The sequence below is a fragment of the Arthrobacter sp. TJ-265 genome (assembly GCF_058269135.1).
Window position 1 is genome coordinate 17,651 of the sequence record NZ_JBZCND010000008.1, and the last position, 23,500, is coordinate 41,150.

The following is a 23,500-nucleotide window of genomic DNA, read 5'->3' on the forward strand; positions in this document are numbered from 1 at the left end:
CAAGGCAGGTGTTAGTTGGTTGCGGTCTCGCTCGGGGCTTCTGGTTCGGGCTTGGGCTTCGACTTGGCCTGCAACTGCAGGTCGAGGCCGAGTGATTCGGCGAGCTTCACGACGTCCCCGAGAGAGGCTGTGGACTTGCACACGACAGCGAGTAGGGCATTGGCCTTGGTGCGATCCGCGGCGTCCAGCCCTCGATCGAATGTCGGGAACAGGTTCTGAAACATATCCAAGGCGTGCCTCCAAGGCATGTAGTGGGAGTGGTTGTTTTACCGCCTGCTGGGCGGTACGGTGGGCAGGCGCAAACGACGAAAGCAGGAAATAGTGAGCAAGCTTGACGACATCCGGGCGCGACTCCCCTACGCCACGACGTTCCCCGAGATCACCCACCGCGTGGTGAACGAGGACGTGCCCAAGCTTCTCGCCGCGCTCGAGGCCGTTCTCGAGGCAGTTGCTGTTCCGCAGGATGCTGGTGACGTTGTAGTGATGGCGTCAGACGTTGAGAACGCCATCAAGAATGCGCTAGCGGGATACTAGGCTCGTCCGGTACGCGAGATTCTTGCGATCATGCTGCTCTCGCCAGTCCTTGAACTCAGCTTGCGCCTGCCGGAGCTTCGCACGAGTAGCGCGGGCCCCGGGGGAGTCCTTGCCGAGGAGTTCGTCGTCGACGATCACCCGGCGCTTCCACTCCCGGACACGGCGTTCGTAGGCGCGTTGGCGTTGCCGTAGCGCGTCACCCTCGGGATCCTCGGTGCGGCCGAACCGCTTCGTGATCCCGGGTAGGTAGAGCGTCTGTGAGTGCCGGCAGTTCGCGTGGTACAGGCCCGCCGTTGTCGCCTCGAACACGGACGCTAGGACTTCTACGCCGTCGCTCAGCGTGTCATAGGACCGCCCACTAATGGAGAGCACTTGGCCCTCCCACGGGCGGCACAGGACGCATTCTTCCGGCGCATCGGACACGATGACGAGGTCCATGCCGAGGTCCTGCAGCCGGTCGGTGTGGCCTTGCAGGGATGCTTGGGCGGCTTGCGTGCGTGCGGCCATCTCGGCGAAACTCGCTAGGTTCCAGTTGCGTCCTGAGACGTCCGTGAAGCCGGTCACCCCGCGCACCGCGTACCGCTTCAACGCTGCCGCTGATGCTTCCCGCCGGCTCACAGCCCCTGTCAGCACCTGCGCCGTGGTTTCCCGTGTGACCCTCGAATAGACGTCGTCCGTCCATCGGAGGATCCGGAAGGTGGTCTGCCCGAGCGCTTCCATTGTGGCCCGGGTGAACGCCGCCACGGACGGGGCGACAGGTGGTGCAGCCGTAGCCGCAGCGCCGAACCCGGCGTCCTGCAACTCGTTCACTGCCGTAGCGACGCCCCGGTTGTAGGCGAGTTGCATGGCCCGCTCAACAGCGCCAGGGACGTTGTTGTTCAGGTCATCCACGAGGGCCGTGAGTTGCCGGTTGAGTTCCTGCAGGTCCGCGTACTTCCGGTCAGCCCACGACTCGGACTCGATGCCGCGTGCGAGTTGGCGTGCGAGTTTGGTGAGGACGATCTCTTCGGCCTCTGTGTAGAGGTCGCGGATCACCTTCACCAACTCGACAGCGCTATTCGGGCTCAACGGCATGCGGTCATCCTATTCCTCTGTCAACTCGCGTCCGTCGAGGCTGTGATGTACCAGGATCCACCCGTAGGAGCCATCGTCACGCTTGACGGGTTCCGATCGTGGGCCGCACAAGCAGCCGTCACCAGTTGTCTCGTGCTCAATGAGGTCGCCGATGGGCGCAACGTGGTAGTCGGCCACTGTTACTCCTCGGTGAGGTCGGCGCCGGGTGGTCGGTTGTCAGGGTCTTCGAGGGGTGGCAGACCGTCCTCAGCGAGGATCGCTGTAACCTCGGCGTCGATCGTCGGGTCGTCCCAGTCCGGGTGCATGATCTGCACGACGGTCTTCGTGGACGCCGCCCTAGCGTTGCGGAGGTTGGTGACGAGTTGCGACAGGGCCAGCGGGGTTTCCTTGTTCGCCTCAGCGAACTGCACGGACACCGCAGCATCCTTGCGACCGCCACCGTTGAGGACCACAGCGTCGATCGCCAGGCACTTGCCGAGGATCCGCTCGAGCGCCGGCTCGAACGCACGGATCTTCCGCTTCCGCGTCCTGTTCGACAGCTCATCCTCGGACACGATCTCCGTGGCCGTCTTGTCGCCCTCCGTGTAGATCCCGAAGGAGCGGGGGGAGTAGCCGGCGGACCGGATGATCCGGTGCATTAGGTCGTCCATGATGCGCAGGTGCTCGTCGACGCGGATCTTGAACTGCACCTGCTCGATGGGCATCTTCGCGTCGTTCATCGCCGAGGGTGGCATGTGCAGGCCGGTGAAGATGCGCTGCTTGTCGTCGAACGAGACGCCCTTGCCGGGCCCGTTGGACTGCAGCGCGGACTCGGAGACGATGAGGCGGGACTTGCCGTCCTCAAGGTCCTGCATGAGCGACGTGTAGGCCCGGTCGTAGGCGTCGAGGTCTCCGAGGAGGCCCTCGAGGTCGGAGCCGCCGAGGTTCGCGCCGATAGGGTGTTTACGCCAGAGCTTGGATTGTTCGAGGTTGCGGACGTATTCGATGTCGAGGCCGGGGGTTTGGGTGCTGATCGTGTTCTCGTCGATCAGGTCCTGCTCGGCCAGCCACGCTGTCTCGACTCGGTCGGTGAACGGCCGCGGGGTGCCGACATAACTGTCGGTGCCCAGGTACAGGCCGTGGCGGATGACGCCGATCCCGTTGGTGTCGAGCTCGTGGGATTCGAGGTGCCGCCAAACGGTGCCGTTCTCGGTGGCGAGGCGCTTCCAGAACAGGACGGACTCGAGCCGCCCCCACCGGAAGACGGGCCATGCCATGTCCGCGTCGACCTTCGTGACGAACGGGGCGGGGGACGCTTTGATGTCCCATGTGGCACGCAGGTAGGTCCCGCCGAACGCTGCCGACATCTCCGCGGCGGACACGTTCACCTGATGCAGTGATTCGGTGATGAGGTTGAGGCGTTCCTCGGTCTTCGGGTCAGGCTTCCCACCCTCAGTCTGGGGGATGACCGTCGCCGTGACCGGGTCGGCGAACAACAGGTCCGCGTTGACCCGGCAGATGTCCTGCGCGAGTGGGGCGTGGAGCTTCGTGGCCTTCTCGTCCTCTTCCAACCGGCCCCAGAAGAACCGGTTTACGGCACCGATAACCCCACCCGTGCGCTTGAGTGTGTTCCCGCCGTAGACCCGTGTCAGGTCGTTGGTGTCGCCGGTGACCCATGCGTCGTAGGTGGCGTAGTGGTCGAGGATGGTGGCGAGCTCGGCGGGGGGCCACTCGATGGATTTGCCGGGAAGCGGCATGCGTGCCTCCTAGGCGGCGAGATCGATGTATGGGCGCCACTCGGACTCGGTGGACGTGATGGCGTAGCGGAGGGCATCAACGCTGTGGTCGTTCTGCTTGAGCGGCCTGTCCTCGCCACGCTCGGTGGCCTTGCCGTCCCAGGCGTACTCCGACATCTCACCGATCAACCCGGCGCAGCGGTCGGAGACGATGAGCTTGCCGGCGGACAGCACGTTGGACACGGTCCGGATGCCATAGAGGACGTCATTGTTGCCGGACATGACGTTGATGACGCCGCGGTCGAAGAACTCCGTGCGGAGGGAAGCGGCGGAGGGGTCGAGGATCAACCACTCAGGGTTAGGTCGGGCCCCGTACGGGAGTTTGGCGGCCGCGAGCCAGTCGAGGATGCCTGTGACGATCTTGGAGTCCGTGATCCTGACCTGGTTGGCGCGTGCGTCGTACCGCCACTCATCGAGCGCGTACAGGACGCCCTCGGAGACGCCGACCATGATCGCCGACGTGGCGTTCGTGGTGCCGTAGTCGATGCCGACACCGAAGACCCGGTCCATGCGGGGCAGGTCCTCGTACCGGACGACATGCTTGCTCGCGTCCCAACTGTCGAAAATCGCGCCTTCCGCGTTCGTCCACTCGCCCAGGATCATCCGGTTGTAGAAGACCCCCGTGTAGGAGGCTTTCATGTCGCGGACGTACTCGGCGGTCAGGGAGGGGTTGTCGTCCATGATGAAGTGGAAGACTTGCATGTTCTTCTCGGCGGCTTTGAGGATCCACTCGAGCCGCAACCAGTGCCGGGTGCTGCCGGGGTTGGTGGTTGCGTACAGCTTGGGGGCGTTCGGGGTGCGCAGGCGGGAGACGAGCATCTCCCAGAACCCGAGGGGTAGGAGTGTCGCCTCGTCCACGTAGGCCAGTTCGATCGTGGACCCGCGGATCTTCTCCTCGGACCGGACGTCGTTCGCGCCAACGAGCTCAACGGTCTTCCCGAAGATCACCGCAACACCGGAACCTTTGGTGTGCTTCACATGCTTGGAGAGGGGCCCGAAGATCCGGTAGTCCATGAGCGGGTTCAACAGGTTCCGCTCGATGGTCTGCAGGGTTTTGCCGATGATGACGATCAGGCCGGTGCCTTGGGTGGCTTGGACGGCGAAGAGGAACGCGAAGAGTGAGGCGATGGTTTTGCCGGCGGATACGGCGCCGACCCAGAGGGTGATCTTCTTGTCGTCGGCGTTCGTGATGCTCTGGGCTTGCTTCTTACTTATCGGGGCTGTCATCGTTGCTGCTCGTCCATCCACTACCGTCTAGCGCCTCAGAGAGAGCGACGAGGTCGTAGTTTTCGATGACGGTCAGCTTCTCTTCTTCGGAGAGTTCATCCCACTGCTCGACTTCGCCCGTGTCTCGGTCCCACAAGTAGGAGGCGAGACGGTTGATTCGGCCTGACATGATTCCCCCAAGGAATGGTTACTGGTTGGCTATTACGCGGAAGGCGTTGCGCAGGTCATCAACGACCGACCCGACCTCCGTCGTGTCCTTGTCCGCGTCGACCTTCTCGAGCTTCTCGGCGGAGGACAGGTAGAACGCCATGGATCCGGCGAGGCCGCGTTCCTCGGTCGCTGGGACGAAGGTCAGTTGCTCGTGGGACTGGACGCCTGGGGCGGACGGGACGAGCGCGTCGAACGTCTCAGCCTCAAGCCGGTCCAACACGGTCTCGGCGCGGGTGTAGAGGCGTTCGATGATCTTGAGCCGGCGTGCCCTTTGGTCGAGTGACTGGGCTGCTGTGGCGGCTGCTGTGGCTTTGCGGTCGAAGTCGAGGCCGAGCTCGTTGGCTACCTTCGTGATGGTGCCGCGTGCGACGCCGAGCTCGTCGGCGATCGCGTTCCGGCCCATCCCCTTCGTGTGGCAGGCGCGGACCTTGGTGCGGAGCTGGTCGGTGACGACGACATGAGACACGCCATCACCCCTCACTGTTCCAGTCGGCTTGTTCCATCTCGTGCTCGAGGGTGCCGGTGCGTGCGTATTCGGCCCATGCGGTGAGTGCGTCGGCGGTCGCTTCGATGAGCCCGCAGATGCTGTTGTAGAGGCGCATGGTTCCTCCAAGGGTGTTTGGTGTTCGTCCCGCAGGTGCTGCCTTGGCACGGGTAGAAAGTGTCCCCGCGGTCGTACCTTCGGCCCTGTGAGTGGGTGACGTTGACGGGACGAACAACCTAGTGACGCAGGACGGATTCGAACCGCCGCACGAGGCATGTAGACCCCAGCTCTGATCCCCTGAGCTACTGCGTCGACACGATGACTAGTCGTGTCCTTCGCCTTGCACGTCCGAGAGTCACTTCGGGGTGTGGCGGAAGTTTGGGGGCAGCGTCTCCCGACGATAGGCCGTGCGCGTAACCCAGCGCGGGAGATATGGCCTCCTGGAGTCCGATACCCGTGGCCGCTCTCACCGGCCCTTGTTTCACCCCGAACGGCGTAAAGGTAGCGTCCTCTGCCCGGGCGTGATCTATGCGGCTAGCTTCTTGCGGGCGCGGTAGTTCTTCACGCGCCCAGCTTGCCAAGCTTTGCACTCATCGCATCTGCATCCGCGCTTGTAAGCGCCAGGGGTGCCGCAGACTGATTTCCCATCAGCGTTTGTCGGCGCGCACGTCCACGTCTGACCCTTAGGTCCGGGGCAGTGCGCCCTCGCCATATTCTCCGTTTGGGTCACCTGCTCGAGGTGCTCTGGGTTTACGCATGCCTTGTTGCCGCAGAGGTGGTCGATGACAAGCTCAGGCTTCAGGGTGCCGCCGGCAAGTTCGTAGGCGACGCGGTGCGCTCTCCGCGACTTCCCGCGCACCTGAAGCATCCCGTAACCGCCTGTGTCTAGCTTGGCCGTCCAGTTCCAGCACGTCGGGGTCTTCTCGACCTTCGGCCAGAAGCGGGCTGCTGTACTATCGTTCATATCGACTCCTTGAAAGTCGGTCAAGCTCCCGGACTGTTTGCAGCAGTTGCGGGAGTTTTTGTTGTGGAAAAGTGCTGGTGTCGAGCGACCGGACCAGCGGCCGGCCCCTGATGCGGACCAAAAGGCTCTACCCGATTACCGGCGGGTTCCGACCCACATGCTCACAGCTGCTCGATGGCTTTAGCTGCCCGCGTGGGAAGTCTCTAGATAGCGCGAAAGCCCGGTCACGCTAATCACGTGGGTCCGGGCCTTCACTTCTCACCCACCGCGCAGGAGGGGAGCGGTCGCCCTAGTCGAACATGCGGTCCGCCTTGCGGCACTCACTGTTCGTTTACTCCCAAGGCCCTAGAACGCCGACCAAGGTTCGCTCTGGCTTTAGAGCCCGAGCATCGCAGCACCTCCATTATCCCAACCCATAGCACCCATTGTCAAACGGCGCAACGCCCACCATCAGGCGGCAACCTGCGCAGCCAAAAAAGCGCTCAGATCCTCGCCAACCCACAGACTGTCACACACCGAGCACCACGCCTCCCACTCACCCCGAGGCACCTCCAGCCCAGCCCACACCGTCACAGCCCACACACGCTCCGCCCCGGACACATCCCAGAGGGCCCCGCACCCAGGGGCAGTGCACGCCTGCTGCAGCGGCCGGCGCTTCCGAGGTGGGGTCAACGTCGCCTCGATGCGTGCCACCCACTGAGAAGCCACATGCGCCGCCGCGACGAGCTCGTCCTCCCCGTACTTCTGGACCTCCGCCTGATACCGGAGGATCACCCGCTCCAACTCCACCGGCTGCCTGCCCTTCACCGACACGCCCTCGAGGAGCCGGCGGGCCTCCTCCTCGATATACCGGAACGCATCAAACGCCCCAGCATCCATCGGCAGGCGTTGCTTCGTCGGCGAACCCCCCGACCCACCAGACCCCGAAGGGCTGATTGCTTGCCGGAGCTGGGCCACCAACGGGAGGGCCCGCACCAACACTGGCCCGTCATCCGTCTCCACCGTCGACTCCCACGTCCTCACCAACTTGTGGACGTGCCCCGCAAGATCAGACTGAGCACTCATCGCATCCACTTCTTTCGTAGCTCGGCAGCTCGTTCAATAAAGCCCTGAGGGACCACGGTCACTGCCGCATGCATCTCGTCCCACTGCTCACGGGACAGGAACGTGACGACCCTGTCCGGGTTCCTCGCATACCCGTAGCAGGACTTGTCATCGTCGTGACACCAGACGTGCTCGACTCCGCCCTTCCAGTCAGTGGCCTTCGTCCGCCCAACCTCCCCGCAGTTGTCGCAGGGCTGCGCCTTCCTCTGCTCAGAGTCGAGACGCTGCCTATCGAGCGCCTTCTCTGCCATGTCTTCCCACGCCTCCGCTGGAACCCAACTCATCGCTCCCCCCGCCCGCACACACAAGACCCAACTGACCGGACACCGTGCATAATGCTCAGTCCGTCCCCGTTGCCGTTGATCATTGTGCTCATTTATCCATCTCCGGTTCGCGCTTGATGTCGCGTCCGAGTATCACGTACCAGCCGAGCCCGAACAGGTGCCAGCATCGCGGGCTTGCCAGAAGTGCGTTGCGGATCTTGTTCGCTGCGTCCTCGTACTTGGGGCGTGGCTCGGGGATTGGTGATGTGTCGCCGCGCCACCGAACGACTGGCGTGTTTGACCGGAGGTCTACGCGCATGAGCATCTTCGTGTGGAGTTTCCCCCATGCGTTCGAGACGAAGCCGAACAGGAGCCATAGCCCGAGTCCGGCCGCGGCGAGTATCGGCAGGCACAGGAGGCCTACCCAGAATTCGGCTGTCATGGTCTTCCTTCGGGTCGTAGTCGGTCGGCTACCCATGCGATGGCGGCCCATGCGTAGATGCGGGCGATCATCAGGGGGATGCGCCATTCGGTGAGGGCTTCCAGGATTCCCCGGTAGCGGCCGCGGGTTGCTTCGTGGAAGTCGCGGGCGAGTTCTTCGCGGGTGAATCTCATGACGCCCGCCTCTGCAGACGCCCGTCGTCGTCCCAGAAGATCCCTGCCCGCCCGTGGGGTCCGTCGTGCCGGTATCCCCGCTGGCAGCGCACCCCTGTGCCGTGGTGCCCGCAGCGACCCTCCTCGGGTTTGGTCCAGCCTTGCCGGATGAGGATGGCCTCAGCCCTGCCCGTTGGCGGTACGTGCTCACCCTCCTCGGGGAAGCCGATGACATCCAGGAACGGGCCGGCGTCAGGCATCTTTACTCCTCCTGAGCTGCCTCGTGAGGTGCTCGTTGGCTTCCCGCAGCCGAAGGATGGTGTTGGCTGCCTCGCCCATGATGTCCTCGTAGTCGGACTCGGGCCCGTACAGGCGGAGCCGGGTGACGATGTCCGCCCCGTGGTAGGTGGCGGCTTGCTTTGCGCTCATGAGTTGGCCTTCCTAATTCCTCGTTCACGTCGCCACGCGTGAACCTGCGCGACGGGGACCCCCAGTGCCGTGGCAACGTTCTTGGCTGGATATAAATCCGGGGTCTGCAAAGCGAAGTTGAGGCGTTCCTTATCGGAAAACTTAGACACCGCCTCGTCGATTGCTTGATTGTGGTCACTCATGGCTTGGGTCCTTCTCGCTTGGCGATCTCGCGGTCGATGTACCAGTGGGCTTTCTTGAGGTCCTCGATGGCGTCCCGTTTGAGGTCGCACCGCCACAGGTACTTGACCGCGTTGCCGAGGTTGAACCCCATGTGCTCCGTGACGTCGATGCACTCGATGCCAGCCCCGCAGGATGAGCACTTCGCCGGACTCGATGTGTAGTGCTTCGGGTGGTTCACGGGATCGGCCGTCGTGGCGTCGAGCGCTTCCCGGACAGTCATCGGGCGCGGGGCGCTCATGCTGCTTCCTCCCTCAACGGGTCGACGCTGTCTGCTGCTTGGAGGGCTGCCCGGGCTTCGGGGATGAACTGCCGCCAGTCGTCTAGGGCGCCCATGGCTTCGGCTAGGGCCCGGGTTGCTGCGTAGACGCGGGGGTCGGTTGTAGGTCGCGGGCTCATGCGAGGGCCCCCTCAATCGCACGAAGAGTCGCGCAAGGCCACGCCTGGTGCGACTCGCCGTCATCGTCGAAGCACTCCCAGCACTTACCGTCATCGTCGCTCGGGTGTTCCGATCGAACGGCTTCGAGGGCGGCTACCAGCTTCGGGATGTCCGTCCGGGCGTGAGCAATGAACGTGGCGTCCTTGCTTTGCTGATCCCAGTCGGCCCCGTACTGGATGAGGAACGCGCCGGTGGCTGGCGGGCAGTGGAACGGCTCGTACTGCCCGGGGGTACCGTTCTCGTGGTACTCGACCCACGGGCCTTCGGTGGCTGCTTCGGCCCGGGCTTTGATGTCTTCGACGCTCATGCTTGTTCCTTCTCGTAGGTCCGGGCGATGTCGGCTTTCCCGGTGTTGATCACGTCTTGGAGGCGTTCGGCTTTCAGGAGGGAGCCGGCACCGCAAGCGATGGCGAGCTCGTACGCCTCGAGGGCGTTCGCGAGGTCGCTCACTGGTCTGCCTCCAGTACGGGGAAGAGTCGCTCCCATGCCCGGTCGACGGCCTCGTGCCCGCTGTAGTCGGCTTTGCTGGTCGTGTCAGCGCCGGCCGTGTAGTTCTCCCAGTACTCGGACGGGTGGGAGATCATGCTCGCACCTCGATCGCTTCGGAGATGGCGCTCATCGTCTCCGCCTGGACGACAACAGCGTGGCCCAGTGCTGTGTGCGCTTCGCCGAGCTGGCGCTGCCGCTTCTCGATGAGGCGGGCGGCCTTCTGGACGTCGCGTGTGGCGTCGAGGATGCGTTGTGTTGCTATGCTTGGTTTCATCGGAACTTACCTTCCGGTCAGGGCCCGGGATGTTGCTGCATCGCCGGGCTTTGCTATGTCTCAATTCTACGCCTGATAGTGCATGAAGTCACGCTTTCTAGGCGATTTTTTGGGCAAGAATGTCCCGTATTTCCGCGAGATCCCGGGGTTTCCAGACGTACACCTCGACCCCCGCGCCGGCGAGCTTCGCCAGCCACTCCTCCTGTTCTGGGCTGGTCTTCCCCTCCTCCCGTTTGAGCTCGACCGCGAGGAGCCTAGGGCCCTTCACGGCGAACAGGTCCGGCCATCCCGCCCGCACGTTCTGCACGTACTTCGTGCCACCCTTCGACACCCTCGGGGAGTTGTCCGGGGCGTGGTAGAAGTGCCACCCGTGGGCGGTCATCAGCTTCTCGACCGTCCCCTGCCACTGCCGCTCCGTGATCGACCGCAGCGCTTTCACCTCGGGGGTGAGCCGTGCCGCCATCAGCGTTCCACCAGCGCTTCGTAGTTCGACCGGAACCCACGACGGTTCCGCCAACTGCTCACAGTCGTCGACGCGCACCTGACCATCTCGGAGATCTCCTGGTCGGAGTACCCTCGGGCGAACCAGTACGCGAAGGCCGCCTCCCGTTCGTGCCGGAGTTGCGCTTCGTAGGGGGACCCGACTTTGTCGCCTTCCTTCATGGCGACGTCGAACAGGTCGGGCCCCTGGTAGGTTCCCCGGTACTTGTAGGTCATGGCTTCCTTCGTTTCTAAGCGTCTCAAATGGTTCGGGTGGTAGTTGCACTGCTAAGCGGCACGAACTGTCCTGCTAGGCGGCATTGTGGGCGCGTCAGTGGCCTTCTGTGCCCGATAGTTCCGCTGGTAGATCCTCAAAGCCAGCTTGCACGGCTCGCACGGCTCCTCGCCCTTCCGCAAATGCCGACGCCACGCCGCGTGCGTCCCGCACGGATGCAACCTTCGCTCGAAGTTCACGCCGCGCTGCTCAGCCTGGTAAGCGTTGTAGGCGTCCTTGCACTTCGCGCACGCACGCTCGCCCCGCCGGTAGTGGCGCATGTAGGCCGCGTACGTCCCGCACGGTTGGATGTCCCGCTTCCGGATCGGTTCGACCTGTTCCACCCGACGCGACTCCGCAGCGATGCGCTTCCGGACCTCCGCCAGTGCATCCGCAAGAGCCTGCTCCTCACGGGCAAGCTCAGCGAGCGACTTCACCCTCGGCGCGTACTGGTAGCTCATCGCAGCACCTCGTAAGCGGCAGACATCCGAGCCTCATAGGCTTTCGCGTCAGTCAGCTCGAGGCGCGTAACCTGCACCTTCCTCTCCAACCTGATCCAGTCCTCATCGCGTGAAGCCCGCGACGCGTGACGTTCCCTCGAAAGCCGATCGGCCAGCGCATCCGTGATCGCTTTCGCCTCCTCGAACCGGGCCCGCGCCACACCCAACGCGCTCACGCCGCAGCCTCGGCTTCCCGCTGCGCGACCTGGGCCAACCGGCGATCCCCACTAGCCCGGAGTTCGGTGTTGTAGGCGCGTTCCCCGTTGCCCTGCCGGCGCCCCGCCGCGTACTGGTCACGGAAACGTTCGAGGACCCGCTGCCGGATCTTCGCCTCCGTCACCACGGGCCGGGGAGGCTCGAGGGCGTTGCTCTTCGCGACCGCCCGCTCCGTTTCGTGGCTGATGATGCGCCGGATCATCGGGGCATCAACGACCGGCCGGTTCGTCGGCTCCGCGTACCGCTCGTAGAACAAACTCACCGCGGCGTGGCAGGCCGTGACCTCCGACCCGTGGAGCACCTTCGCCCACAGGTCCAAGGTCGGCTTGTTCACCTGCACCCGCGGATCGAGGGCGTTCGCCAGAGTCAGGATGGCTTTCGTCTCGTCGATGTTCATGCCTGGATCGCTCTCTGCTCGAAGGGATTCTCGTAGGTGGTGGGCTCGTAGGAATCGAGGGCCCGGAGGTTCGTGGCAATGCGCCGCTCACTGGTGGTCATACCGCCGTCCCGGGGGGCGGCCTTCTCCTGATCGGTGAGCATCCAGTTCCGCCACGTGGCAGCCCAGTCGAGCTTCGTGGCGTCCTTGCCGGTCTTCGCCGTCCAGTAGTTGATGAACTTCTGGGTGGAGATCCGGCCATTCACGTCCGGGGTGTTCTCCTTGGCCCAGGCGATCATCGCCGGGGTCGGGGCGAAGTCGTCGGGGATGCGAGTGCCGCGCCGTTGGGGGGTCACAGAAGCTTTAGCTTCTGTAAGGGTCGGGACGGGCTGGGTCGGGGTAAGGCGAACTTCTTCCGAAGTTCCCTCGGCGTTCGGCCGAACAGGCTCCGAACGTTCGCCACTCGTTCCGGTCCTTTTCGACCGAACCTTCCGCATCCGTTCGCGAGCTGCGTCCCGCTCCGCTTCGACGTCCGACTTCATCGGCTGGTAGTCGGCCCAGTCCTTGAACTGGTACGTACCGTCCCCGTTGTCGATCCACATTCCCGCGGAAACAAGGGCCTTGCAGTTCTTCGCCGTGCCCCCCAGGCGTCCGATCGCAGACATCGCGATCTGCCCGTCCGTGAGGTACTGAGCGCACCATGTACCAGCCAGAGTCCACACGCCGACATCTGCAGGACTGAGCCCGAGGACCTTCGGGTGACCATGAAACCCGTCGTCAACTTTGAACCAAGGCATCAGGCCGCACCCCCGAAGATGTCGAGTGCGCCCTGACTGAGCCTGTTGGCTATCAGTTCGCAGTAGCTTTCGTCGAGCTCTACGCCTACGGCTTTCCGCCCGTTGTCCACAGCGGCGCGGAGGGTAGTGCCCGAGCCTGCGAACGGGTCAAAGATGGTGTCGCCCGGGTTGGTGAACTTCCGCACCCAATCACTAACCATCGGGAGGGGCTTCGATGTGGGGTGCCCCTCGTTCTGCGCGGTGGGGAGGATGTAGTTGCCATGCTTGCCCCCGCCGTTCCATGTCGGCTTTACGTCGCCGCGGTGCATGTAGGCGATGGACTCCCAGCCCGTCCCTGGGCGGTCCCCGGTTATCTGAGGCATCGGGTTGGTTTTGACCCACACGCCTAGCCGCATGACGCGGAGGCCGCCTACGGGCTCCTGTTCGACGTGGCAGGCGTGGCGGTAGTCGAGGTTCGCTATAACCCATCGACGGGTAAGCCTGCCGCACTCGCCCAACGCTGTGAGTAGGTCTTGGTCACTGAATGCCGCGAACTCGATCGCCTTCGAGTTCACCTCGGACTTGTTGCTCTTGGCCTTTGAGTGAGTGCGCTCGGTGTATGGGGGGTCGGTGATGACCGCATCAAAGCTGGCATCAGGGAACCCTCCCACGACGTCCGCGTAGCTTCCGTGGTAAAGGGTGACCAACTCGTCCTGGTAGTAGATGCTCATCGGCTCGCCTTCCTGACGGGAGAAGCCGGGTGGTCGGTGGGCTCGTCCGCGACGTGGGCCCACATGGGTTCCGGGCCGACGATCCGCCCGTTGCAATAGCGGCACTCACTGAGGGCCTTCACTGGGACACCTCGGCCCGATTGAGGATGTCGTAGACCGTCCGGCCACTGATCCCGTAAGCCTGGGCGATCTCCTCGACGGGGATCCCGTTCGCGTAGAACATCTTGGTCAGGTGTCCGTCATCCGAGCGGACGGCGACGCGCCGGGCAGCGTGTATCGCTAGGAGTTCTCGCGCCGCTTGCTGCTGGGAGTTGTCAACGTCGCGGGGTTGGCGTAGTCTCATGTTCAGTTCGTTCCTTTGCTTAGGAGCCCGGCGGGTATCTGACCACCCGCCGGGCTTTTGCGTGTCCTCTCATTCTACGCCTACCAAGCGATAAAGTCCCGTTTGGTAGGCGTAGAACCGGGTACTACTTAGGGCCTAATCGCTACAGCCGGCGCACTCCGCTGTTTGAGGGTTGATGGGCCGCCGGCACGAGGTGCACAGTTCCGGGTTTAGGATCTCGCCCGCCATCAGAAAGGCGCGCTGTCGTTGGAGCCACCCCACGGCTGGGACTGCTGCTGAGCCTGTTGCCCGCCCTGCTGTCCTCCGCCGCCGCCGTTGCCACGCTGCGTCCTGGTGACCTTCGCGGACGCGTACGCCAAGCTGGGGCCGATCTCGTCCACCTCGAGCTCCATCACGGTGCGCTTCTCGCCCTCCTTCGTGTCGTAGGAGCGCGACTTGAGGCGCCCCTGAGCGACCACACGCATGCCCTTGGTGAGCGTCTCCGCGACGTTCTCCGCCGCCTCACGCCATACGCTCGCCCGCAGGAAGAGGGTCTCCCCGTCCTTCCACTCGTTCGACTGCCGGTCGAACGTGCGCGGGGTGGATGCGATCGTGAAGTTCGCGACCGCGCTGCCCGAGGGCGTGAAGCGCAACTCCGGGTCCGAGGTGAGGTTGCCGATGACCGTGATTACTGTTTCGCCTGCCATGTTGATGCTCCTTAGAAGTTCTTGCCGTGCTTGTGGGTTCGGGTGGCGTTGTAGTCGAGCTTTTCGAGGATCATGCCCTCGAGGTCGATGCCGTTCGCGCCGCAGAAGTCCAAGACGCGGATCACCACATCGGCCATCTCGGACGGGACACCCTCCGGCTTGTGCTGCTTGACGCTGGCCGGGTGCCGGAAGTCGTTCATCGTCGGGTAGTACGTCTCGTCCGCCGGCTTACCATTCCGCAGCTCCTCCAGCGCCTCGGAAAGCTCCGAGTGCATCAGAGCAATGCGCTCCGCGTTGAGGGACAGTAGCCCCCGCCCCTGGGTGGGCTCGTCGTCATGGAAGCCCTTCTCCGCCGACTGCCGGTACGCCCTCTCCTGCAGTTCGCTGATCGTTGTCATGCTGCCTTCCTGTGGGTGAGTACCCGGTTGTAGTCGTTGTCGATCAGATTCCACTCGCCCGTTGCCAGGTCGAGAAAAGGTTCATCCTCCGGCTGCTGCCAGCGGGACAGCTTCCAGCCGTTAGCGCGGGCCCGTTCAGCGACCCTCGCGTCCGACTCGATCAGCCCGTTCATGGCTGCGCAGAGGACGATGATGTTCGAGGGCCGGTCGAGGAGTTTCGAGCCGCCCATGCCGCGGTTGCTGCGGTGCTGGGGGACGAACGTGTCCTCCCTCCCGACACACCCGCACGGGCAGTGCAGGTCCCGGGCCAGGTACTTCGCGAAGTGCCGGCCGTTCATGCCACACCGGCCAAGCCCTGCGCGTGCATCCGGTCAGCCTCACGCTCAGACGCCGCATACGTCCGACCCGTCGCCACCCGCTCCCGCAACTGCTGCAACTTCTTCGACGCCGCATCCAACACCGCCGCCGACCGCAACCGCTCATGGAGTAGGGCCGCGAGCTCGTCGTCCGCCTCCGCCTGCACCTCCAGCCACGCCACCGAGGACTTCGGGTCCTCGAAGCGATGTTTGGTGATGAACACGGCCCGCTTGTGCTTGTACGTTGCCTCCGCGTTCGCCGCCGCCAGGGCGATGCCCGCGTACTCGTCGGCCTTCCGGGCGTACTCGAGCGACACCTGCCCGAGCGTTGCTGTTGACTCGTTCATGCCGCACCACCCTCCGACGTGGTGGTCGACACCTTGAAAGCGATCACTTGTGCGGTCCGGTTGCTTAGCAAAACACCATCAGATCCAGCGGCTTCTTGGATAACGTCTACCAGCGATTGCCGCTCGCCAAATTCGTTCGCAACCCATCTATTCATGCCGCCACCTCCAGGCCCTGCTGTGCGGCGAGCATGTCCCGCAGTGCTGCGATGGCCTGCTGGGGGACGACACCGTTGCCGGCGGCCTTGAGGGCCTCGTTGCGGGTGATGCCCGGGACGTCGACGATCCAGCCGTCAGGGACGCCCATGAGCCACTCGGCGAAGCGGGCACTCAAGCGGTGGCCGCCGTCGCGTCCAGTGGGCTCGGTAGGGGCAGGGGCACATCTTCCCAGAGCTTGCTCCCATCGTCGGATGGCTGGCCCGTACTCGCCCCAGGCAACGTCGACGCCAGCGCGTTCTCCAGGTTCTGCGGCTGCGACTTGTCCCGCGCCCAGATTGTCTGATTTCGGGATTCGCCGTGCTGCGCTCGAGTGGTCGGCAACAGTGAGACGACGGCGCGCAAGGACGAAGACGCGAAAGCGTCCATGCGGGGCTCCCACATCGGAAGCTCGTAGGCCACGCCATTGACAGTCATACCCGAGGTCGGAAAGGTCTCCAAGTACACGTCCAAGGGCCCGAAGATAGGACCCTCCGTCCGCTCCCACACGTCCCGCAGACTGTTCCATTTCGCTATAGGCTCCGGCACTGTAAGCACCCCTTACGTTCTCCCACACGACATAGGTGGGCTTGATGGTGGCGATGGATTCCCGCATCTGAACCCAAAGGTTCGAGCGGGTGCCCTCGGTCATTCCCTTGCGGCGGCCGGCGGCGGAGAGGTCCTGGCAGGGTGTCCCGCCGCTGATGATGTCGACGGGCTCGACGGCGGACCAGTCGATCTTCGTCATGTCCCCGTGGTTGGGGGCGCCGGGCCAGTGGTGGGCGAGGATCCTCGAGGGTGCTTCCTCGAACTCGGACACCCAGGCTGTCTCGGCGCCGAAGACCTGCTCGACGGCGAGGGCGAGCCCCCCATACCCGGCGCAGAGTTCTGCGGCCCTCACGCTGCGGCCTCCTTCGGGAACCGGCGTGTGCCGTCCGCGACGATGAGCGCCAGGACAGACTCAGGTGCGGTCTTCGCCGCTTCCTGGTACAGGGCCTCAAGCTCGGGCCGGGTGGAGCACGCCGCGATCTTCGCCTTCCACTCGTCGAGGTTCACCGTCTGCCGCTGAATCGTCCGCGGGGGAGCGGCTGGATCCTCGGGTGCGCCGAGCTTGCCCTGCTCCTCCTCGGCGTCGTGCAGGTCACCCTTGTGCCAGAGATCCAGGGCGGCCCCGAAGCGCATGCCGGCGTTGCGAAGCGCGTCGCCGATCGCTTCCTTGACGGCATTGCCGCCCGTCTTGCCCTGCGAGTCGCCGTAACCGAGGCGCGTTATTCCACAGATGGACAGCTTGATCCACAGCCCGCCGAACGCGTCGAACTTCGGAAGGCCGTCGTCGCCGACCGCGAGGGGCTCCCACGACCAGTTCGGGTCGACATCGAGGAGCCGGTCCGTAAGGGCTGCGTGCCCGACGTAGTCGAGGTGGATAGAGCGGGCATGGTAGCCGCCGCAGAACTTGTTGTCTGCCGAAGCGTTGGTCCCCGGACGGCAAGCGAAGCGCTCTCGGTCGTCCTTCTTCATCTGCTTCGGCAGTTGGTTCACCTGGTGGGGCTTGAAGGGTGCGCGGAGCAACTCCAGCCCGGTCAGCTTATCGGTCATGATGCTTCCTCAAACTCGATGGATGGTGCCGGGATGGGGTCCGCGACGTGCTTGTGAGGGACCAGCCCGAACGTGTAGATGCGGTGGGCGGCCTTGAAGAACTCGAAGTGCTCCCGGATCTCCGCCCGGTCCTTCGCCAGCGGGTGGAGGAACGTGCCCTCCGGGGTGATGTGTGCGACGTACGTGGCCTGCACCTCGGGGAGTTGGATCTCCGCCTCCGGGGCGTCAGGCTCCACGTAGAAGTCCGCCAGGGAGTAGGCGGCCGTCTGGACCTTCACCTCTTTGTAGATGCCATTCGAGGTCTTCCAGTCGATCATCACGGGCCCGTCATTCAGGCTGGGGATGAGGCCGATGGCGTCGAACCGGCCGGCGCAGTTGAAGTCCTTCAGGTAGACGGACTTCTCGGTGAGGATCGGCTGGACGTTGAAGCGGTCAAGAAACCGGGCATACCCGTCCACGTACGGGTAGAGCTCGTCCGGCACTTCCACGGGGATCCCGTGCACGTACTTCTCCGCGATCTCGTGGATCCGCGAGCCTCGCACCCCGGCCTTGTCCCGCAGCGCGTTCGGCTCATCCTTCGCGATCCGGACGAACGCCTCCTGATCCTGCAGGTCACGGACCTCCCACGCCTTCTCCGCGGCGATACGTGCCGCCCAAGCGGTGAGGTTCTTCGGGATGCCGCCGCTGATGACGGTGGTCACGCTCGTCGTGCGCTTCCCGTTCACGGTGTACTTGTGGGCCTCTTCGTCGAAGATCAGCCCGGGGGTGATGTCCTTCTTCACGGCAGCCATTCCTCTTCCTCCAATGCGTAGACCTCGGGCGGGGTGGTTACTTCCCACTGCTCCTGTGGGGTGGGGTCGGCGCTCACTGTAGGTAGTCCAGGAGGACGAAGAACGCGATCAGGGTTCCGACAGCGCCGGCGAGGCAGAGGGCGTCGTTGGCGTACTCGCGGACCGCGGCGGGGATCCGGCGGCTCATCGGTTTACCCCCGCGGTGAGTGCCTGGATGGCGCAGGCGAGGTTTTGCTGCTCCGCATCGAGGTGGTAGGCGCGGTTGTTGTGGCTGTTCTCGCTCCCGTACATCTCCATGAGGCAGTTGCCTGTTTCCAGCTTGTGGATGGCGGCGACGGCTTCCATCGCGTCGACCATGACGAACGGGTTCACCGGGTGGTTCAGGAGGGCGGCGAGGATGCGCCCCTGCTGCGTGTACGCGTTGCCGGCGTCCTCCTCGGTGGATCCGGCCCACAGGTAGACGAGGGTGTCGGACACGTCCACGGGGGTATTCTGGGAAAGGAAGTCGATCACTTGGTAGGTGCTGGTTTCCGGAAGGGCTGAGAGGTGCAACTCTCGGCCCTTCGTTGCGATTGCGGTCATGCTGTCACCTCATAACCGGCGCCGCGCAGGGCTTCCTCGTGGTCGAGTCCGCCCTGGAAGGATCCGGGGAGTTCGCCCCAGTTGACGACGTTGCCGTCCGCGTCCGCCGCGAAGATGTAGGTCTCTCGAATCAGCCCGTCAAAGTCTTCAACGGCCGAGACGATGACGTGCTCAGCGCCTTCGAGGGGCTCGCTCAGGCGGAAGTGCTGGGCGTCTCCGGAGAAGCGGGAGAGGTTGGTGTACATGGGTGTTGCGGTCTTCGTGCTCACGTTGTCCTCAGTTCGTTGGTTGTGTCGGTGTCTCGGAGTCGGTCAGCCCACTCGATGAGGGCTTCCCACACGTTGTGCAGATTCAGGGGGTCCAAGGTTTCTCCTGGTTAGGCGGCGGTCGCTTCGACGAACGCCTCGAGGTCCTCGGGGTCGTACCCGATTTCCTTGTAGCCGAGCCGGACGTAGCGGGGGCCGATCTCCTGGTGCCTCCAGTTGCGGAGGGTCTTCGGGGAGCGGTGGAGGAACTCGGCTGCCTCTTTGGCGGAGAGATAGGTCTTCACGCTGCTGCCTCCCATCGGGCGCACACCCCGTGCGAGCGGGCCGGCCGGGAGCTGGTGTGGTAGCCGACCTTCTGGATGATGCCGAGGGCGCGTGCCCGGCGGAACAGGGAGCCCCAGTGGTTGGGGTGCGGGGGCTCTTCGAGGCCGGCGAGGGAGAGCGAGTACGCGTCGAAGGGTTCGCCCTTCGCGGCTGCGGCTTCGATGGCCCGGATGCCCTGATCGGCCCAGGGCTCGTATTCGAGGACGGCTGGCTTGCTCATCAGATTTCCTTCCAAGGGGTATAGGTGGCTGTGCGGGTGTAGATGGTGGTGCCGGCGGGAACGTCTTCGATGCTCTCGAGGACCGTGTATTTGTCGCCTTCGAGGATCGCGAACTGGATCTCCGAGCGCGTGTCGTCCGTGTTCTCCAAGATGTGCTGGAGGCGGTGGGCGACGGCTGATAGGACCGCGGAGAACAGGCGGTGGCGCTGGGCTCGGGCTTCGAGCCAGGCGACGTAGCGGTTGATGGCCTTACGCAGCGTGGTCATTGGTCAGGCTCGCTTCGAGGTCGGAGAGCCCGGCCTGCAGGCCTGCGTTGTGGATGCCGGCTAGGGCGAGCTCGCTACGGAGGTAGCGGGAGAGGACGACGATGTTCATCTCGTGCGGGCTCATGCGGCTCGTGTCAGCTTTACAGGAGACACTTCGGGGACGATTGACGTCAACGTGAACAGGTCTTCCGTCCTCAGGCCGAGGGCCTTCGCGATCTTCGCCGCCGTGTCCGGGTTGCACGCCGACCGCTTCGTCAGCAGGTTCCCCACGGTTCCCTTCGACACCTTCGCCTGGAGGGCGAGTTCCCGCTGCGTGATGCGCTTGAAAGTCATCGCCATACGCAGTGCCGGGCGGTTCACCACGGCGGTGAACTGCCGCTGATTCTCTCCGTAAGTCATCTCTTGCCTCTCTGTAGTGCGTATACCTGACACTATACGGCGTGACCGGGTTTGGTCAACTAGACCACTGCTAAAATCCTTAATGTTTGGCTGTTTAGCTAATTACTTGCATGTAGTTTGTGACCAGCCGCGCCCACTAGCCATTTGCCAAGGAAGCGAAGCCACCCGAAAGTGAGCACGTGACCAAACTGTCCGAACTACTCAACGCCGCGAACCGCAATGGATGGTCCAGCCGGGACATCCAACGCGAAGCCACTAAGCGCGGCTACCAGGTCTCACACTCGACAGCCGCCAAGTACCTCAACGGGACACACTCGACGCCGACGCACTCAGTTCTATCCGCCCTCGCCGACGTTTTCGGTCTGGACGTGAACACGCTGAGGGAGGCGGCCGGCATGCCAGGTGTGGGGGAGGCCTTCGTGATGCCGGATGAGGCAGCGAGGCTCACGCCGGACCAGCGGAGCGCGATTCTCCACGTGGTGCGGGCGATGCTCGGCGATGAGGCGCAAAAACCCACGTATAGCCCGGAGCCGAACGTGGATCCGGACGTGGACGTCACGCAGTTGCCGCGCCTTCCACGTAGATAGACAGCACCAACTACCCGTAGACGCTCGTCTACTACTGGTGTACCCACTCGACCCACTAACAAACGATTGACCGCCCACCGCTGATGGGCGCCAATTGGAACTACCAACAACCCAGGAGAGACCGTGAAGGACAACCAAGAGACACTGCAGAGACTGATCCTCGACCTCAAGGGCGACAGGTCCTACGAACGCCTCGCCAGGGATTGCGGGGGAGAGGTGAAGTCGCGGGCCCTGCACCGTGCGGCGACGCGGCCGGCGCTCAGCTTCCCCGACCCCGATACCATCCGTGGCTTGTCCCGCGGGTTGAATGTCCCGGTCACTCGGGTGGTCCTCGCGGCTGCACGGTCGGTGGGTCTGAATGTGACTGACAGTGACCCGTCCGAGCTCGTTCTGCAGGGCGCCGGTGATCTCCCGCAGGAATCGAAGGACCTCCTCATCGGCATGTCCCGTCAACTGCAAGCGTCGAACCTGTAACGGAGGCACGACACACCGGCGTGTCGGATAACGACACAGGGGTGCCCGTTTCAACTGTCACAGCCGCACCATAGGTTTCATCCATGGGTCTCATGGGGACAGCCGTTGAGCTGAAAGTAACAGTCGTTGAAGGTCACCTAGAAGAGGGTTGGGGGTCCTGGGATCACGAGTCCCGGACGGTCACCCTACGGGCCGGAATGGGCGCGATACAGCGCCAGTCGGTGCTAGCGAAGATGCTCGGCCATGCAGTGCTGGGCCACGAAGAATCGACCGAAGAAGGCGACACTGAGGCGGCCGCATGGGCTGCCCGTCAACTCATCAACCCGGGCAGGATCGCCGCCACGCTAAAGGCGGTCAACTGGGTGGGGCTCCTGGCGAGGGAGCTCGAGGTCATGCCTTCGGATGTGTGCGCCTACTACCAGTCACTGAGCGATGAGGAAAGGCTAGGGATTAGGAAGATGATCGAGATGATGCCGTGCGGTTACCCGGGGGCCGGCTGATGGCCCGCCCGCCGTTGCCGATCGGTGAGCGGGGAAACATCAAGCGCACCCAACAGGTGGATGGTTCGTGGGTGGCGTCGTGCCGGTTCCGTGACGTGGATGGGGTGACACGGCGTGTCCGGGCGGAGGGAGTGTCGGGGCAGAAGGCGGAGAACCGCTTGAAACGGAAGCTGACGGAGCGTTCCACCGGCGACGGCATCACCTCCGAGGATCGGGTCACCGTCCTGGCGGAGCGGTGGTTCGCGACAGTGGACAAGTCGCCGGGCACACGCGACGTATATAGGAGAGTCCTCGACGTCCACGTAATCCCCGGCCTGGGGTCGCTGCGGATCCGTGAGGCTACGACGGCGGCCTTGGATGGGTTCATCCGGAGGAAGGCGAAGACCACGCCGACTACGGCGCGGCAGTGTCGGACGGTGCTGTCGCTCATGTTCGGGCTCGCCGCACGCTATGACGCGGTCCCGTCCAACCCAGTGCGGGACACGCACGCCCCTGTGGTTAAGAGGGGGAAGGTGCGGGCGATGACGTCGGATGAGTTCCAGGCGTTCATGGCCCACCTGCAGGCATGGTCCGCCGGCACAGGCCGGGGCCCGGCGCGGAACGCATCCGTCGTCGATGTCGTGGACCTGTTCATCGCGACAGGCTTGCGGCCGGGGGAGTTGCTGGCGCTGCGGTTCCAGGACGTCGACTGGAAGGCGGAGGCAATCACCGTCACCGGCACGATCAAGCGGACGAAGGAGGACGGGCTGCACCGTCAGGCGTACCCCAAATCCGAGCATGGGGAGAGGGTGCTCAAGCTCCCGGGGTTCGCGATGTCGGTGCTGTTGAAGCGGAAGCTTGCCCAGGGCACGGGGTTGGTTTTCACGAACCGGCTCGGCGGGGTGTGGGAGCCGGCGAACTTCTCCCGCGTCTGGGTGTCCGCCCGCGGCGAGGAATGGGCGTGGGTCAAGCCCTCGAGCTTCCGGAAGGCGGTGGCGACGATCATCGAGCGCGAGTCCGGATCCCTCATGGCTAGCAAGCAACTCGGCCACTCCTCGGATGCGGTCACGATCCGCCACTACATCGAGGCGAACCGTGCGGCGCCGGATTCGTCGGCGGTGCTGGAGAGTTTCCGGTCAGGCGGCAACTTCGACAATGAGGGCGCGTAAGCCCTCGGGCCCGCGATAGGCGGGGCGGCCCTCATCTACTCAGCAAAGATGCGGATTGCCCCGCCCGCGTGCTTCACGATCGCATCCACCAGAGTGTCGTAGTCGATGCCGAGCGCGTCTGCAACGGCGACGGCATCCTTGTTCTTCTTCCCAACCTTGACCCCGTCGTTCCCTGCGATCAGACCAGCAGTCCTAGCCTTTGAGATGCGGTAGCCAGCCGTTCTCTGGGAGATGCTGAATCGTTCGCATACAGCCTTGTTGGGCCACTGTCCCTCGGCCAGCGCCGTGTTGTAGGTGGACGCCACTTCTTCTAGCCAACCTTTGCTCATACATAGCAGTCTACTAGCAGCACGCGCCATGTGCCGCACTGGGCGCTGGGGGTAGGCGGGGGAGTTTCCGGTCACTGACCGCTTACTGACCGCTTTGAGCAGGATTCAGTGGGATTCAGACGTTCCAACTGGGACGATTGGGAATCCCCAATGAGCCACTGACAAGCATGAATAGTGTCGAGCGTGTTCGGTAGGGACGAACCGGAAACCCCTGACCCTGTATCGAAGGGTTACTGGTTCAAGTCCAGTCGGAGGAGCAACAAA

General features: G+C 64.0%; 46 protein-coding genes, 1 tRNA gene and 1 pseudogene. 5 read left to right on the forward strand and 43 right to left on the reverse strand.

Features of this window, described 5'->3' with window-relative positions:
• Positions 1-11 precede the first annotated feature (11 nt).
• Positions 12-224, reverse strand: a complete 213-nt coding sequence (locus AC4D2E_RS17240) for a hypothetical protein (protein ID WP_490953400.1) — start codon at positions 222-224, stop codon at positions 12-14.
• A 97-nt stretch (positions 225-321) separates the two neighbouring features.
• Here AC4D2E_RS17240 and AC4D2E_RS17245 point away from each other — a divergent pair, with 97 nt between their 5' ends.
• Complete coding sequence (locus AC4D2E_RS17245) at positions 322-534, forward strand: hypothetical protein (protein WP_490953401.1); 213 nt, start codon at positions 322-324, stop codon at positions 532-534.
• Here AC4D2E_RS17245 and AC4D2E_RS17250 read toward each other — a convergent pair.
• The 41 genes and pseudogenes from AC4D2E_RS17250 to AC4D2E_RS17450 all read right to left on the reverse strand — a co-directional run bounded on the left by AC4D2E_RS17250 (position 520) and on the right by AC4D2E_RS17450 (position 20,198).
• Positions 520-1,608: a phage minor capsid protein gene (locus AC4D2E_RS17250; RefSeq protein WP_490953402.1), complete on the reverse strand. Its 1,089-nt coding sequence runs from the start codon at positions 1,606-1,608 to the stop codon at positions 520-522. The genes AC4D2E_RS17245 and AC4D2E_RS17250 overlap by 15 nt on opposite strands.
• A 179-nt stretch (positions 1,609-1,787) precedes the next feature.
• Complete coding sequence (locus tag AC4D2E_RS17255; RefSeq protein WP_490953403.1) at positions 1,788-3,344, reverse strand: phage portal protein; 1,557 nt, start codon at positions 3,342-3,344, stop codon at positions 1,788-1,790.
• A 9-nt stretch (positions 3,345-3,353) separates the two neighbouring features.
• A complete protein-coding gene (locus tag AC4D2E_RS17260) occupies positions 3,354-4,610 on the reverse strand; it encodes a PBSX family phage terminase large subunit (RefSeq protein ID WP_490953404.1) in 1,257 nt (418 codons plus the stop codon).
• Positions 4,611-4,797: 187 nt separating this feature from the next.
• Positions 4,798-5,286, reverse strand: a complete 489-nt coding sequence (locus AC4D2E_RS17265; protein WP_490953405.1) for a hypothetical protein — start codon at positions 5,284-5,286, stop codon at positions 4,798-4,800.
• 4 nt (positions 5,287-5,290) lie between these two features.
• Entirely contained in the window at positions 5,291-5,422 is a 132-nt protein-coding gene (locus AC4D2E_RS17270; RefSeq protein WP_490953406.1) for a hypothetical protein, read from the reverse strand.
• A 122-nt stretch (positions 5,423-5,544) separates the two neighbouring features.
• Positions 5,545-5,616, reverse strand: a tRNA-OTHER gene (locus AC4D2E_RS17275).
• Between the two features lie 214 nt (positions 5,617-5,830).
• The gene (locus AC4D2E_RS17280) at positions 5,831-6,268 is read right to left on the reverse strand and encodes an HNH endonuclease signature motif containing protein (protein ID WP_490953407.1); all 438 of its coding nucleotides are present in this window, start codon (positions 6,266-6,268) and stop codon (positions 5,831-5,833) included.
• A 450-nt stretch (positions 6,269-6,718) separates the two neighbouring features.
• Positions 6,719-7,333: a DUF7341 domain-containing protein gene (locus AC4D2E_RS17285; RefSeq protein ID WP_490953408.1), complete on the reverse strand. Its 615-nt coding sequence runs from the start codon at positions 7,331-7,333 to the stop codon at positions 6,719-6,721.
• Positions 7,330-7,623, reverse strand: a complete 294-nt coding sequence (locus AC4D2E_RS17290; protein WP_490953409.1) for a hypothetical protein — start codon at positions 7,621-7,623, stop codon at positions 7,330-7,332. The genes AC4D2E_RS17285 and AC4D2E_RS17290 overlap by 4 nt, the downstream gene beginning before the upstream one ends.
• A 121-nt stretch (positions 7,624-7,744) precedes the next feature.
• Complete coding sequence (locus AC4D2E_RS17295) at positions 7,745-8,077, reverse strand: hypothetical protein (protein ID WP_490953410.1); 333 nt, start codon at positions 8,075-8,077, stop codon at positions 7,745-7,747.
• Positions 8,074-8,250: a hypothetical protein gene (locus AC4D2E_RS17300; RefSeq protein WP_490953411.1), complete on the reverse strand. Its 177-nt coding sequence runs from the start codon at positions 8,248-8,250 to the stop codon at positions 8,074-8,076. The genes AC4D2E_RS17295 and AC4D2E_RS17300 overlap by 4 nt, the downstream gene beginning before the upstream one ends.
• The gene (locus AC4D2E_RS17305) at positions 8,247-8,489 is read right to left on the reverse strand and encodes a hypothetical protein (RefSeq protein WP_490953412.1); all 243 of its coding nucleotides are present in this window, start codon (positions 8,487-8,489) and stop codon (positions 8,247-8,249) included. The genes AC4D2E_RS17300 and AC4D2E_RS17305 overlap by 4 nt, the downstream gene beginning before the upstream one ends.
• A complete protein-coding gene (locus AC4D2E_RS17310; RefSeq protein WP_490953413.1) occupies positions 8,482-8,658 on the reverse strand; it encodes a hypothetical protein in 177 nt (58 codons plus the stop codon). The genes AC4D2E_RS17305 and AC4D2E_RS17310 overlap by 8 nt, the downstream gene beginning before the upstream one ends.
• A complete protein-coding gene (locus AC4D2E_RS17315) occupies positions 8,655-8,840 on the reverse strand; it encodes a hypothetical protein (protein ID WP_490953414.1) in 186 nt (61 codons plus the stop codon). Before AC4D2E_RS17315 ends, AC4D2E_RS17310 begins: the two co-directional genes overlap by 4 nt.
• Positions 8,837-9,118: a DUF3310 domain-containing protein gene (locus AC4D2E_RS17320; protein WP_490953415.1), complete on the reverse strand. Its 282-nt coding sequence runs from the start codon at positions 9,116-9,118 to the stop codon at positions 8,837-8,839. Before AC4D2E_RS17320 ends, AC4D2E_RS17315 begins: the two co-directional genes overlap by 4 nt.
• A 154-nt stretch (positions 9,119-9,272) precedes the next feature.
• A complete protein-coding gene (locus tag AC4D2E_RS17325) occupies positions 9,273-9,623 on the reverse strand; it encodes a hypothetical protein (protein ID WP_490953416.1) in 351 nt (116 codons plus the stop codon).
• Positions 9,620-9,766 carry a hypothetical protein gene (locus AC4D2E_RS17330; protein WP_490953417.1) on the reverse strand — a complete coding sequence of 49 codons (147 nt, stop codon included), beginning with the start codon at positions 9,764-9,766 and terminating at the stop codon, positions 9,620-9,622. Before AC4D2E_RS17330 ends, AC4D2E_RS17325 begins: the two co-directional genes overlap by 4 nt.
• Positions 9,763-9,900, reverse strand: a complete 138-nt coding sequence (locus AC4D2E_RS17335) for a hypothetical protein (RefSeq protein WP_490953418.1) — start codon at positions 9,898-9,900, stop codon at positions 9,763-9,765. The genes AC4D2E_RS17330 and AC4D2E_RS17335 overlap by 4 nt, the downstream gene beginning before the upstream one ends.
• Positions 9,897-10,079 carry a hypothetical protein gene (locus AC4D2E_RS17340; protein WP_490953419.1) on the reverse strand — a complete coding sequence of 61 codons (183 nt, stop codon included), beginning with the start codon at positions 10,077-10,079 and terminating at the stop codon, positions 9,897-9,899. Before AC4D2E_RS17340 ends, AC4D2E_RS17335 begins: the two co-directional genes overlap by 4 nt.
• A gap of 97 nt (positions 10,080-10,176) precedes the next feature.
• Positions 10,177-10,542 carry a VRR-NUC domain-containing protein gene (locus tag AC4D2E_RS17345; RefSeq protein WP_490953420.1) on the reverse strand — a complete coding sequence of 122 codons (366 nt, stop codon included), beginning with the start codon at positions 10,540-10,542 and terminating at the stop codon, positions 10,177-10,179.
• The gene (locus AC4D2E_RS17350) at positions 10,542-10,796 is read right to left on the reverse strand and encodes a helix-turn-helix domain-containing protein (RefSeq protein ID WP_490953421.1); all 255 of its coding nucleotides are present in this window, start codon (positions 10,794-10,796) and stop codon (positions 10,542-10,544) included. The genes AC4D2E_RS17345 and AC4D2E_RS17350 overlap by 1 nt, the downstream gene beginning before the upstream one ends.
• A gap of 51 nt (positions 10,797-10,847) precedes the next feature.
• Positions 10,848-11,294, reverse strand: a complete 447-nt coding sequence (locus AC4D2E_RS17355; protein WP_490953422.1) for a hypothetical protein — start codon at positions 11,292-11,294, stop codon at positions 10,848-10,850.
• 211 nt (positions 11,295-11,505) lie between these two features.
• Positions 11,506-11,946, reverse strand: a complete 441-nt coding sequence (locus tag AC4D2E_RS17360; RefSeq protein ID WP_490953423.1) for a hypothetical protein — start codon at positions 11,944-11,946, stop codon at positions 11,506-11,508.
• Entirely contained in the window at positions 11,943-12,281 is a 339-nt protein-coding gene (locus AC4D2E_RS17365) for a hypothetical protein (RefSeq protein ID WP_490953424.1), read from the reverse strand. Before AC4D2E_RS17365 ends, AC4D2E_RS17360 begins: the two co-directional genes overlap by 4 nt.
• Before the next feature lie 440 nt (positions 12,282-12,721).
• Entirely contained in the window at positions 12,722-13,432 is a 711-nt protein-coding gene (locus tag AC4D2E_RS17370; RefSeq protein WP_490953425.1) for a DNA-methyltransferase, read from the reverse strand.
• 118 nt (positions 13,433-13,550) lie between these two features.
• Complete coding sequence (locus AC4D2E_RS17375; protein WP_490953426.1) at positions 13,551-13,775, reverse strand: helix-turn-helix domain-containing protein; 225 nt, start codon at positions 13,773-13,775, stop codon at positions 13,551-13,553.
• A 227-nt stretch (positions 13,776-14,002) separates the two neighbouring features.
• Positions 14,003-14,461 carry a single-stranded DNA-binding protein gene (locus AC4D2E_RS17380; protein ID WP_490953427.1) on the reverse strand — a complete coding sequence of 153 codons (459 nt, stop codon included), beginning with the start codon at positions 14,459-14,461 and terminating at the stop codon, positions 14,003-14,005.
• A gap of 11 nt (positions 14,462-14,472) precedes the next feature.
• Positions 14,473-14,859: a hypothetical protein gene (locus tag AC4D2E_RS17385; protein WP_490953428.1), complete on the reverse strand. Its 387-nt coding sequence runs from the start codon at positions 14,857-14,859 to the stop codon at positions 14,473-14,475.
• Entirely contained in the window at positions 14,856-15,197 is a 342-nt protein-coding gene (locus AC4D2E_RS17390; protein WP_490953429.1) for a hypothetical protein, read from the reverse strand. The genes AC4D2E_RS17385 and AC4D2E_RS17390 overlap by 4 nt, the downstream gene beginning before the upstream one ends.
• A complete protein-coding gene (locus AC4D2E_RS17395) occupies positions 15,194-15,562 on the reverse strand; it encodes a hypothetical protein (RefSeq protein WP_490953430.1) in 369 nt (122 codons plus the stop codon). Before AC4D2E_RS17395 ends, AC4D2E_RS17390 begins: the two co-directional genes overlap by 4 nt.
• A gap of 151 nt (positions 15,563-15,713) precedes the next feature.
• Entirely contained in the window at positions 15,714-15,893 is a 180-nt protein-coding gene (locus tag AC4D2E_RS17400) for a hypothetical protein (RefSeq protein ID WP_490953445.1), read from the reverse strand.
• A gap of 219 nt (positions 15,894-16,112) precedes the next feature.
• Positions 16,113-16,655, reverse strand: a pseudogene (locus tag AC4D2E_RS17405) (DNA cytosine methyltransferase); the annotation flags it as partial.
• Positions 16,652-17,350 carry a hypothetical protein gene (locus tag AC4D2E_RS17410; protein ID WP_490953431.1) on the reverse strand — a complete coding sequence of 233 codons (699 nt, stop codon included), beginning with the start codon at positions 17,348-17,350 and terminating at the stop codon, positions 16,652-16,654. The gene AC4D2E_RS17410 and the pseudogene AC4D2E_RS17405, both read right to left, overlap by 4 nt.
• Positions 17,347-18,141, reverse strand: coding sequence for a hypothetical protein (locus tag AC4D2E_RS17415; RefSeq protein WP_490953432.1), 795 nt, complete (start codon positions 18,139-18,141; stop codon positions 17,347-17,349). Before AC4D2E_RS17415 ends, AC4D2E_RS17410 begins: the two co-directional genes overlap by 4 nt.
• 183 nt (positions 18,142-18,324) lie before the next feature.
• Positions 18,325-18,624 (reverse strand): hypothetical protein, encoded by a 300-nt coding sequence (locus AC4D2E_RS17420; protein WP_490953433.1) that lies wholly within the window; start codon positions 18,622-18,624, stop codon positions 18,325-18,327.
• Between the two features lie 95 nt (positions 18,625-18,719).
• Complete coding sequence (locus AC4D2E_RS17425; RefSeq protein ID WP_490953434.1) at positions 18,720-18,992, reverse strand: hypothetical protein; 273 nt, start codon at positions 18,990-18,992, stop codon at positions 18,720-18,722.
• Positions 18,993-19,099: 107 nt separating this feature from the next.
• Positions 19,100-19,273: a helix-turn-helix transcriptional regulator gene (locus AC4D2E_RS17430; RefSeq protein WP_490953435.1), complete on the reverse strand. Its 174-nt coding sequence runs from the start codon at positions 19,271-19,273 to the stop codon at positions 19,100-19,102.
• A complete protein-coding gene (locus AC4D2E_RS17435) occupies positions 19,270-19,533 on the reverse strand; it encodes a hypothetical protein (protein ID WP_490953436.1) in 264 nt (87 codons plus the stop codon). Before AC4D2E_RS17435 ends, AC4D2E_RS17430 begins: the two co-directional genes overlap by 4 nt.
• A complete protein-coding gene (locus AC4D2E_RS17440; protein WP_490953437.1) occupies positions 19,533-19,799 on the reverse strand; it encodes a hypothetical protein in 267 nt (88 codons plus the stop codon). The genes AC4D2E_RS17435 and AC4D2E_RS17440 overlap by 1 nt, the downstream gene beginning before the upstream one ends.
• Entirely contained in the window at positions 19,783-19,923 is a 141-nt protein-coding gene (locus AC4D2E_RS17445) for a hypothetical protein (RefSeq protein ID WP_490953438.1), read from the reverse strand. Before AC4D2E_RS17445 ends, AC4D2E_RS17440 begins: the two co-directional genes overlap by 17 nt.
• The gene (locus tag AC4D2E_RS17450) at positions 19,920-20,198 is read right to left on the reverse strand and encodes a helix-turn-helix transcriptional regulator (RefSeq protein WP_490953439.1); all 279 of its coding nucleotides are present in this window, start codon (positions 20,196-20,198) and stop codon (positions 19,920-19,922) included. Before AC4D2E_RS17450 ends, AC4D2E_RS17445 begins: the two co-directional genes overlap by 4 nt.
• Before the next feature lie 179 nt (positions 20,199-20,377).
• Between AC4D2E_RS17450 and AC4D2E_RS17455 the strand changes: the two genes are divergently transcribed.
• The 4 genes from AC4D2E_RS17455 to AC4D2E_RS17470 all read left to right on the forward strand — a co-directional run bounded on the left by AC4D2E_RS17455 (position 20,378) and on the right by AC4D2E_RS17470 (position 22,907).
• Positions 20,378-20,785 (forward strand): hypothetical protein, encoded by a 408-nt coding sequence (locus AC4D2E_RS17455; RefSeq protein WP_490953440.1) that lies wholly within the window; start codon positions 20,378-20,380, stop codon positions 20,783-20,785.
• A gap of 123 nt (positions 20,786-20,908) precedes the next feature.
• Complete coding sequence (locus AC4D2E_RS17460) at positions 20,909-21,259, forward strand: hypothetical protein (protein WP_490953441.1); 351 nt, start codon at positions 20,909-20,911, stop codon at positions 21,257-21,259.
• A gap of 83 nt (positions 21,260-21,342) precedes the next feature.
• Positions 21,343-21,759 carry a hypothetical protein gene (locus tag AC4D2E_RS17465; protein ID WP_490953442.1) on the forward strand — a complete coding sequence of 139 codons (417 nt, stop codon included), beginning with the start codon at positions 21,343-21,345 and terminating at the stop codon, positions 21,757-21,759.
• Entirely contained in the window at positions 21,759-22,907 is a 1,149-nt protein-coding gene (locus tag AC4D2E_RS17470) for a tyrosine-type recombinase/integrase (RefSeq protein ID WP_490953443.1), read from the forward strand. The genes AC4D2E_RS17465 and AC4D2E_RS17470 overlap by 1 nt, the downstream gene beginning before the upstream one ends.
• Before the next feature lie 35 nt (positions 22,908-22,942).
• Here AC4D2E_RS17470 and AC4D2E_RS17475 read toward each other — a convergent pair whose 3' ends face one another.
• Positions 22,943-23,236: a hypothetical protein gene (locus AC4D2E_RS17475; RefSeq protein ID WP_490953444.1), complete on the reverse strand. Its 294-nt coding sequence runs from the start codon at positions 23,234-23,236 to the stop codon at positions 22,943-22,945.
• Positions 23,237-23,500 lie beyond the last annotated feature (264 nt).